A 9,453-nucleotide genomic window follows, 5' to 3' on the forward strand; every position below is an offset into this window, starting at 1 on the left:
AACATTGGGGCACCGATTCACTATCAATCCACATAGTGTATCAGCACCAGGAATATTTCTTGTAGGACAGCGCCGCGTAGGACGGTAGGAGGCCGATTCCTTAGCTATTTATTATGACTAGGCGCCATCGCCGCCACCGTGGCTATCAGCTCGCTTGGCTCGACCGGCTTGGAGATGTGCGCCCCGAACCCCGCTTCGAGCGCGCGCAACCGGTCTTCAGAGCGGGCAAAGGCCGTCAGCGCCACCGCTGGCAGCAAGCCACCGTGCGCCGGACCCAGGGCCCGCACCCGCGCCAGCAATTCAAAACCGTCGACGTCGGGCATGCCCAGGTCGCTTACCAGCACGTCCGGCATTTCCTCGGCAATGGCAGCGAGCGCCTGAGCGGCGCTGCCGGCAGTGCGCACGATGGCGTGGCAGTCCGACAGGATACGGTTGATCAGCTCGCGCGCGTCGGCTTCGTCGTCAACCACCAGCACGCGCAAGCCGGCCATGTCGCGCTGCAAAATGTCGGCGGCAAGGGGCGAGGGTGAGCGATACGCCGGCCGGTCCGGGCGCGACGACAGGCTTTGCCGATTGGCCGACGGCAGCGTGAGCGTAAAGCTGGCGCCGCGCTCCTCGCCTTCGCTGTCGACCCGCACGGTGCCGCCATGCTGCTCGATCAAGTGCTTGACGATCGACAGCCCCAGCCCCAGGCCGCCGTGCTTGCGCGTGGTCGAGGCGTCGCCCTGGCGAAAGCGCTCGAACACATGGGCCATGAATTCGGGCTTGATGCCCACGCCGTTGTCTTGCACGGCAATTTCGACATAACCGTCCAGGGCGCTCAGCAAAATGTCCACGCGTCCGTCGCGCGGGGTGAACTTAATTGCGTTCGACAACAAATTCCAGATGACCTGTTGCAGCCTGGCCGGGTCGCCGGCAATCGGACCGACGGCCGGGTCGTAGTGCTTTTCAAGGCGGATATTTTTCGCGTCCGCGGCAGGGCGCACCGTTTCGATGGCGGCATCGATGAACACCGACGGCGCCACCGTCTGCATGTCGAGCAGCACCTTGCCGGACGTGATGCGGCTCATGTCGAGCAAGTCCTCGATCAGCTGCGCCTGGGCGCGCGCATTGCGCTCGATGGTCTGCAGGCCGCGTTGCAGGTCGGCCGTGTCGCGGCTGCCGCGCCGCAGCACCTGGGCCCAGCCCAAAATGGCCGAGAGCGGCGTGCGCAATTCGTGCGACAGCGTGGCCAGAAATTCATCTTTCATCTGGCTGGTGCGCTCCGCTTCAGCGCGCGCCGAGCGTTCGCTTTCAAGCAATACCTTGCGTTCTTCGGCGGCGCGCTGGGCCGCTTCGTACAAGCGCGTGTTGTCAATCGCCACTGCGGCCTGGGCCGCGATGCCGCCGACGATGCGTTCGGTGCGTTCAGTAAATATGCCCGCTTCCGGATGGCCGAAAAACAGGTTGCCGAGTACTTCGCCCGAGCGCGCAATGACCGGCACGGCCAGGTAGCTGCGCACGGCAGGCGCGCAATCGGCCGCGCCGCCGGTGCTGCCGTCGCTGTTGCCATCGCCGTTGCCATCGCACTTGCTGAAAAATGGTTCCGCCTGGCGGTAGCGATCGTCCTGGGTGATGTCGGCCAGGCGCGTGACGCCATCGCCTTGCAAACCGGGTTCGAACAAGGTGCTGCCGTGCGCTTGCCCGAACGGGTCGAAGCCGGCCGGCGCGGTGCCGCTGACGGTATGCAGCGTAAACAGGTCGCCGTCCGGATCCTTGCCATGATAGAAAAAGGCGCCGAAGCGCGCGCCCGAGACGCCCGTGGCGGCGTCGGTGACCGTTTGCAGCAGCGAGCGCAAGTCGCGCTGCGAAGCGAGCGCCGTGCCGGTGCTGTTGAGTAGCTCAAGCACGTTCGATTCTTCGCGCAGCGCCTGCTCCACGCGCTTGACCTGGTCGACGTCGGTATTGGTGCCGAACCAGCGCACCACGTGGCCGAGGCGGTCGCGCACGGCGTTCACGCGCGTGAGGAACCAGCGGTACTGGCCGTCGGCGCCGCGGATCGGATATTCCATCTCGAACGGATTGCCGGTGTGCAGGGACTCGTGCCAGCGCGCCAGCATTTGCGGCAGCACGTCCGGGTCCTGAGTCGCTTGCCAGCCCCAGCCGACCACCTGCTCGGGCGTGGTGCCCGTGTAGTCGTACCAGCGCTCGTTGAACCAGACAATGGCGCCATCGGCCTGCGCCATCCAGGCCAGCTGGGGGATCGAATTGGCCAGTGCGCGCAGCACTTCCTCGCTCTCGCGCAACGTGTCTTCGGCGCTCTTGCGGGTGCTGATGTCTTGCACCACGCCCGTCATGCCCAGCACCGCGCCGGCGCCGTCGCCGTCGCTTTCGTTGTCGTAGTCGATGCGGCCCACCACGCCGATCCAGGCCGCCTCGCTGCCGTCGCCCGCGTGTTTCAGCCGGCATTCGATGTTCAGGTCGGTGCGCTCGGCCACGGCCTGCAAAAATTCGGTGCGCGCCGCCTCGTGGTCAGTGTCGTGCATGCGGTCGCGCAGCGCGCTCCACGGCATCGGCGTTTCCGGCGCCAGGCCGAAGATTTCAGCCGCGCGCGCGCCCAGCGTGACCCGGTCGCTGGCCGCGTCCCAGCGCCAGTCGCCCAGGCGCCCGGCCGAGAGCGCTACTTGCAGGCGGTTGCTGCCGTCTTGCAACGCTTTTTCGTCGGCGCGCCGCTTGCTGATATCCTGGATATAGATCGTCAACCCTTCGGGCGACGGGTAGGCGCGCAGGTCGAACCAGCAATCGAGCTGCGTGTAGAGCAATTCGGCGCTGACGGTCTGCTGCGCGGCGACGGCGCGCTGGCAGTGTGCCTGCATGGCGCTGCCGCGCAGTGCCGGAAAAGCGTCCCAGATCGACTGGCCCAGCAGGTCGGCGGGGCGCTGGCCGCCGGCGCCCAGCAGTTGCAGCGCGCGCGCATTGATGTACGTGATGCGCCACGCCAGGTCGACGGCGCAAAAGCCGTCGGTCAAGCTTTCGAGCATGTTTTCCATACGCGTCTTTGCGCGCTTGAGTTCGTCGCGTGCCTCAAGCAACTCTTGCTGCGCGCGCTGGCGCGCGACCAGCACGCTGTTGGCGTTGCGCAGCGCTACCGAGCGCATTTGTTCGATTTCATCCATGTCTTCGTTCATGCGCGCTCCTCGATCCGGGCCGCGGCCAGCGCGGTGCCTTCGACGCGCGCGCCGATCTTGGCGAAGGCCGTGTCGCGGGTGGTCGATTTGTCGTCGCAAAACGGTGAGAAGCCGCAATCGTCCGTGGTGCCAAGCTGGGCCAGCGGAATGATGCGCGCGGCCTGCAGCACGCGCGCGCAGACCTCCTCGGCGCTGTCGATGTGGGCATTGAGCGGATCGATGACGCCGACAAACACGCGTTGGGACGGCTTGAGGTAGCGGGCGATGATCTTGAGCACGCGCTGCGGATCGGCTTCGCCGGCCAGTGCAATGTAGAAATTGCCGACCTTTAATTCAAACAGGCTGGGCAGCAGTTCGGCGTAGTCGATATCCAGGCTATGGGTCGAGTCGCGGTCCCCGCCAGGGCAGGTGTGCACGCCGATGCGGGCGCGCTCGGCGGGCGAAAAACGGGTCAGCGCCATGTTGTTGAGGTCGATAAAACTGTTGAGCAGCTCGCCGCTTGGATCGAGCTTCATGGCAAGGCGTCCTTCGGTGAAATCGATTTGCACCTTGTGCGCGCCGCGTGCCAGGCAGCGCCGCACCTCGGTTTCGTGCTCGGCCAGCAAATCGTGAAGGAATTGCTCGCGCGGATAGTCGGGCAGGCCCTCGGGCGGGTACATCAGCGACAGCGCGGACGGCGAAATGACCGCTTGCTTGACCGGCGCGCGCGCGTAGCGCTGGGCGGTGACGAGGTATTCGTCGGCGTAGCGCTGGTAGCTGAACGGCCCGCTCGTCAGGCGCGGCATGCGCCGGGTATGGCCGGCCGCGAAGGGGATCTGGAAGCCGTCGGGCGCCATATTGCGCGCGCCGTGCACGCAATAGGTCCAGAAGTTATGGTATTTGCGCTGTTCGCCGTCGGTAATGACGGGCGAGCCGGTCGCCTCGAAGCGCGCGACGGTGTCGCGCACGGCCGCCTCGTACATGGCTTCGAGCTGGGGGCCGGCAACATCATCCTGGTTGGCCGCGGCGACGAGCTCCGCGGGCCGGGGAATGCTGCCGATCGGTTCAGTAGGAATGATCATCAGTGTGCTTCGGTCAGGAGCCGGAAGGCGCAACGCAGGCCCACCGGCACGGGGCCACGCCTGCCGGCCGGCCCGGGTCCAATTCTAGCCCAGGGCGCCAGGATTGACTCACACACTTGGCATGGCGCTGGCGCGCGCCAGCGCCGCTTGCAACTGCTCGATTTCATACGGCTTTTGCAAGGACTGGAAGGGGAACTCGACATGGCGCAGCAGCGCTTCACCGTAACCGGAGGCAAAAATAACCTGCATTGACGGGTGCTCGGCGAGCGCCTTGCGCGCCAGGTCCACGCCCGACATGCCGGGCAGGCTGACGTCCGAAAACAGCACGTCGAAGCTGGCCTGCCCGAGTTGCTCGAGGGCGCCTTCGGCATGGCCTACGCCGAGCGCTTCATGGCCGAAGGCCTTGAGCATTTCGCACACCAGGTATTGCGAATCGAGGTTGTCTTCCACCACCAGCACGCGCAGCGCCTGCGCAACCGGTGGCAGGGCCGGCTCGGCGCTGCGCGCCACGGCGCACAACACGCCCTGGACCACGCCCTGCTCGTCGCGCAGCGGGGTCAGGTGCAGGTCGCACAGCAACTGTGGGTGAGTGCCGGTGCCCGACAGCGCGAGCGCCTGCTGCAGGTGCAGCGCTTCGCCGTTGGCGGCGCGGGCAAAGGCGTTGGGCGCGGCGGCCAGCGGCGCGGAAATGGGCGCCGCCGCGTTGCCGCCGGGCGCGGGCGGATGCTGCGGACCGGCCAGTTCGGCATACGCGGCATTAAAGGCGGCGATGCGGCGCGGACCCCATAGCAGCAACATGGGGGAGGGCGCGCCGAGCATGATCTCCATGGAAAGGCGCAGCGTGTGCGGCCAGGCGGCGCTATCGCCGAGGTCGGTGGAAAGCCAGTCGAAAGCTGCCGCCAGCCCCGCGCTTGTGCTAGGTGCGAGCATTGGTTGCCTGTATCATCAGTTGGAAGTTGTAGAAGCGCAAATATTTGACTATCGTACACCAAGCGCGACTTTTCGTCCGTTTCCGAGGCAACATCCACCCCGGGGTAGATGGCGGCGGGGGTGGGCAAAAAAAAGCCCGCTCAGGGAGCGGGCTAAATCTATTTTTCTTTGAGGAAGAATAGAGGAGACAGACGCATCATGCCAAAATGCAAGGCGCGTTGCTAATTTATCTTTGTGATGTCAGGTATGGGATGAGCGTATAACGCCGTCCGCAAGCGGGGAACAGCATGGCCACCATTATCACGCACCGGAAAGTCAATATCGTCATCCTTGGGCCGGACGAGCCGATCGCCAGCCATTGCGGACCGGGCGACATCGCCATTTGCGCCAGGGCCGATGGCTGGTGGAACAGCTTCATCGATGCCGACGGCGCCGTCGATACCTACGACGCACCGTATCCTACCTACAATGAAGCGTTGTGGGCAGCCAAGGCGGCTGCGGAGTACGGCGTGCTGTAGCAGCCGGGCAGGGGCGCGCCCGGTTGCGCGATTGTGCCTGCTACTTGCTTGACAATTGCACGGCGGATGCGCGGCAGTTCGGTGGCAAATGCAGGCCGATTGCTCGATGGTCGCTCGATGCTTGCTCAAAAAATGAAATATTCACCGTTTCGGCCCCGTCGCCAAACGTGCGCTCTTTATGCACAGCAGAAAATGTTTTACGATAACAAGAACGTGCACATATCTCATCCTTTCACACCAGGCGCGCCGTCTTCCCAGGCGCGAAGGTGCGTTCGCTTGAGTGGCGAGCGCGCACCGGGGCGGCGCCGGACCGTGCTGGGATTGGCGATCGGCGCGCTGCTCGCCGGCGTACCGGTCCTGACAAGGGCGCAAGCGGGTACGACCACGTCGCTCGAGCGCAAGGTCAAGGCAGCCTTCCTGTACAAGTTTCTTGGCTACACCGACTTTCCCCCTGGTGCGCTGGGTGAGGCGGGTGCGCCCCTGGTGATCGGCGTCGTCGATGCCGACGAACTGGCCGCCGAACTGACGCGCATCGTCAGCGGGCGCACGGTTGGCGCGCATCCGATCACGGTCAGGGTGCTGCGCGAGCAAGATGCGCCCGGCGGCGTGCACCTGCTCTTTGTCGGCGGCGCCGACGCGCTCAAGGTGCGCAACGTGCTGCGTTCGCTCGCGCCGGCGCCGGCGCCGGTGCTGCTGGTCACTGAAGCGGAAGACGGCTTGCGCCAGGGCAGCGTCATCAACTTCAGGATCGTCGAAGAGCGCGTGCGTTTCGACGTCTCGCTGGGCGCGGCGGAAAAAAACAGCGTCAAGCTCAGTTCGCGCCTGCTGACAGTGGCCAACCAGGTATACAAGGCCGCGCCATGAGCTGGCAAGACAGCAAGCACCCTGACAGCGGCTCGGTGCGCAGCAAGCTGATATTGATGGCGGTCGCAACCACGTTCGTGGCGCTGTTCGCCTCCTCGCTGGCGATGCTGCTGTACGACCTGCGCACCTTCAAGCAATATTGGGTTGATGAACTGATGACCCAGGCCGACCTGATCGCCAGCGTTACCGCGCCGGCGCTCACCTTCAACGACGCCAGGAGCGCGCAGCAAAATCTGGCGGTGCTGCGGGTGCGTCCCCAGATCCTGGCCGGCGCCATTTACGGCGCCAACGGGGCGCGCTTCGCTTCCTACGCCCAGGGATCGCGCCTGGTCAGCTATCCGCCGCGCCCCGGGGCGCCCGGTTACAGCATCGACGATGGCGAACTGGTCGTCTATCATCCAGTCATCGACAACGGCGAGGTGCTCGGCACAGTCTACCTGCGCGCCCGCTACGGCCTGGTCGAGCGCCTGCTGAACTATGCCGCCATCCTGGGCGCGGTGCTGCTCGCGTCATTGGTGCTCGCCGCGCTGGTTGCTTCGCGACTGCAACAAGGCATCACGGCCCCTTTGCTGGCGGTGACGGGGGTGGCGCGCGAAGTGATGCAGCGGCGCGACTTCAGCCTGCGCGTGCCGGGCCACAGCGGCGGCGAGATCGAGGTGCTGGTGGCCGCCTTCAATGACATGCTGGCCGAGATCGGCAAGCGCGCGCACGCCTTGCAGGAAGCGAACCTGACGCTCGAGCACGAAATGCAGGTGCGTCAGCAGGCCGAGGAAGCGCTGCTCGTGGCCGACCGCCGCAAGGATGAGTTCCTGGCCACGCTGGCGCACGAATTGCGCAATCCGCTGGCGCCCATTCGCACCGGCCTGGATATTTTGCGCATTCGCAGCGGCGACGCTACCGCCACCCAGAAGGCGACCGACATCATGGAGCGCCAGCTGCGCCAGATGGTGCGCCTGGTCGATGACCTGCTTGACGTTTCTCGCATCAATACCGGCAAGTTTGCCATCAAGATGGGGCGGGTGGAACTGAAAGCGGTCGTCAATGACGCACTTGAGGTGGTGCGCTCGTATATTGAGGTGCACGGCCACGAGCTGGTGATCGAATTGCCCGACCGTCCGGTGTTCCTGCACGGCGACGCCACGCGCCTGGCGCAGATCTTGTCGAACCTGCTCAACAATGCCGCCAAATACACCAACCGCGGCGGTCGCGTCAGCCTGGCCGCGCGCGTCGAGGAGCACAACTTGATCGTCAACGTGGCCGACAACGGCATCGGCATTGCGCCCGACATGCTGCACCACGTGTTCGACATGTTCGTGCAAGTCGATTCAACGCTCGAGCGCACCAACGCCGGCCTGGGCGTGGGCCTGTCGCTGGCGCGCCGCCTGGTCGAACTGCACGGCGGCAGCATCGAAGCCCACAGCGCCGGCCTGAATCGCGGCAGCGAATTCGTGGTGTGCCTGCCGATTGTAGTCGAGCCGGAATTGCCTGCCAAGTCGGTCCCGGCCGCCTTCATGAGCGCGGAAACCTTTCGCATCCTGCTGGCCGACGACAATATCGACTTCGTCAACAGCATCGGCGCCTTGCTTTCAGCTATGGGACACAGCGTCGTGATCACCCATAACGGCCCCGATGCGCTGACCGCTGCTGCGCGCTTTTGCCCCGATTACGCGTTTCTTGACATCGGCCTGCCGCAAATGTCGGGCTACGACCTGGCGCGCGGCATCCGGCGTCTGCCCAGCGGGGCGATGACGATGCTCATCGCCGTCACCGGCTGGGGCCAGCAAAAAGACCGCCAGCTCGCCTTCGAGGCCGGCTTCGACCATCATATGGTCAAGCCGGTGCGCTTCGAGCAGATTGAGGAAATCCTCGGCAACCGCACCGTGGTCAAGAAGGTGCGGACCTGATCGAGAACCCAAGCTGCCTTGCGTTCTCGATGGCGCTCGTGCAGCCTTACTGCTCATTGGCGGCCTTGCGCCGGCGTCCGAGCAAGCCCACCACGCCCAGGCCGGCCAGCAGCATGCCATAGGTGGCAGGCTCGGGCACGGGGTTGAGCATGACGGCGCCGCCAAAGCTGCCGGAGGTGTCGGACAACATGGTGCCGCTGACCATCAGGTAGTAGCTGCCTTCGGCAAGGTTGTTGGCGCTGACGGTCCAGACGTCCTGCGCGCCCGAGCTGCCGCTGCCGGCGCTAATGAGCGAGCCGGCCGACGAGAACAGTCCGAATGCCGTGATATCCAGGCCGGTGGCGGCCGTGCGGCTCACCGAGGACACGATGGCGTCCAGGTTCAGCGGCACACCCGAAACATTGAACACGAAATGGTCCATGAAGGTGTCGCCATTGTTGTTGGCCGCGAAGGAGTCGCCGAAGTAGGCGCTGTTGTCGAGAACGGCGAGCGCCTGCGGCCCGTTGGAGATATCGTCGGCGTGGGCCGCCGGTGTTCCAAGCGACGCGGTGGCCAGCACCAGCGCAGCGATCAGGGATGTCGAATTTTTCATAAGTTACCTCGTTTAAAGACAGCCGCCCGAGGGCAGCCGGTTAATCAAGCGTCGGGGTATCTCATGCTAGCAAAGAGGCGTTCAAAATCGGACCGCCTGCAGCGTGTGCGCCACGCCATGCGCCTTGGTGCCGGCGGGCAGGAAATTGCTGTTGGAAGCGCTGCGGCCGGCGCTGTCATAGGAGAGGAGACGCGAAGTGCTGACCGGCCCGCAAGCTTGCCCTGCGTGGGTCGGTTCACGCCTACGCGCAGTCGCGTCGCCATCCTGTGCCGAGCACGCTAGAGGCGACTTGCAAAGAAAAAAGGCCTGAAGATTGCTCTTCAGGCCTTTGGTCTGGTGTTGTTGGTGCGGCTGGCAGGAATTGAACCCACGACCCCTTGGTTCGTAGCCAAGTACTCTATCCAACTGAGCTACAGC

The 9,453-nt window shown here is 64.9% G+C and carries 7 protein-coding genes and 1 other annotated feature; of the genes, 3 read left to right on the plus strand and 4 right to left on the minus strand.

Annotated elements, in window-relative coordinates; translation table 11 throughout:
- Positions 1-104: 104 nt before the first annotated feature.
- From ACP7BV_RS17980 to ACP7BV_RS17990, 3 genes are all read right to left on the minus strand, one after another.
- Positions 105-3,167 (minus strand): ATP-binding protein, encoded by a 3,063-nt coding sequence (locus ACP7BV_RS17980; RefSeq protein WP_426105755.1) that lies wholly within the window; start codon positions 3,165-3,167, stop codon positions 105-107.
- A complete protein-coding gene (locus ACP7BV_RS17985) occupies positions 3,164-4,228 on the minus strand; it encodes a 5-methyltetrahydropteroyltriglutamate--homocysteine methyltransferase (RefSeq protein WP_426105756.1) in 1,065 nt (354 codons plus the stop codon). Before ACP7BV_RS17985 ends, ACP7BV_RS17980 begins: the two co-directional genes overlap by 4 nt.
- Before the next feature lie 108 nt (positions 4,229-4,336).
- Positions 4,337-5,158 (minus strand): response regulator, encoded by an 822-nt coding sequence (locus ACP7BV_RS17990; RefSeq protein ID WP_426105757.1) that lies wholly within the window; start codon positions 5,156-5,158, stop codon positions 4,337-4,339.
- Between the two features lie 126 nt (positions 5,159-5,284).
- Positions 5,285-5,388 (minus strand) — a sequence feature (Trp leader region).
- Between the two features lie 57 nt (positions 5,389-5,445).
- On the opposite strand from ACP7BV_RS17990, the gene ACP7BV_RS17995 reads away from it, so the two are divergent.
- From ACP7BV_RS17995 to ACP7BV_RS18005, 3 genes are all read left to right on the plus strand, one after another.
- Entirely contained in the window at positions 5,446-5,676 is a 231-nt protein-coding gene (locus ACP7BV_RS17995) for a hypothetical protein (RefSeq protein WP_426105758.1), read from the plus strand.
- Between the two features lie 276 nt (positions 5,677-5,952).
- Positions 5,953-6,540, plus strand: a complete 588-nt coding sequence (locus ACP7BV_RS18000; protein ID WP_426105760.1) for a YfiR family protein — start codon at positions 5,953-5,955, stop codon at positions 6,538-6,540.
- Positions 6,537-8,444 carry a hybrid sensor histidine kinase/response regulator gene (locus ACP7BV_RS18005; RefSeq protein WP_426105761.1) on the plus strand — a complete coding sequence of 636 codons (1,908 nt, stop codon included), beginning with the start codon at positions 6,537-6,539 and terminating at the stop codon, positions 8,442-8,444. The genes ACP7BV_RS18000 and ACP7BV_RS18005 overlap by 4 nt, the downstream gene beginning before the upstream one ends.
- A gap of 46 nt (positions 8,445-8,490) precedes the next feature.
- Here ACP7BV_RS18005 and ACP7BV_RS18010 read toward each other — a convergent pair whose 3' ends face one another.
- Complete coding sequence (locus ACP7BV_RS18010) at positions 8,491-9,036, minus strand: FxDxF family PEP-CTERM protein (RefSeq protein ID WP_426105763.1); 546 nt, start codon at positions 9,034-9,036, stop codon at positions 8,491-8,493.
- Between the last annotated feature and the right edge of the window lie 417 nt (positions 9,037-9,453).

Source organism: Massilia sp. TSP1-1-2, from assembly GCF_049896185.1.
In the GTDB taxonomy this organism is placed as follows: domain Bacteria; phylum Pseudomonadota; class Gammaproteobacteria; order Burkholderiales; family Burkholderiaceae_D; genus Telluria_A.

Coding starts and splice junctions, on each gene's coding strand:
- ACP7BV_RS17980 (WP_426105755.1), bottom strand. CDS start 3,167: ATGAACGAAGACATGGATGAAATCGAACAAATGCGCTCGGTAGCGCTG.
- ACP7BV_RS17985 (WP_426105756.1), bottom strand. CDS start 4,228: ATGATCATTCCTACTGAACCGATCGGCAGCATTCCCCGGCCCGCGGAG.
- ACP7BV_RS17990 (WP_426105757.1), bottom strand. CDS start 5,158: ATGCTCGCACCTAGCACAAGCGCGGGGCTGGCGGCAGCTTTCGACTGG.
- ACP7BV_RS17995 (WP_426105758.1), top strand. CDS start 5,446: ATGGCCACCATTATCACGCACCGGAAAGTCAATATCGTCATCCTTGGG.
- ACP7BV_RS18005 (WP_426105761.1), top strand. CDS start 6,537: ATGAGCTGGCAAGACAGCAAGCACCCTGACAGCGGCTCGGTGCGCAGC.
- ACP7BV_RS18010 (WP_426105763.1), bottom strand. CDS start 9,036: ATGAAAAATTCGACATCCCTGATCGCTGCGCTGGTGCTGGCCACCGCG.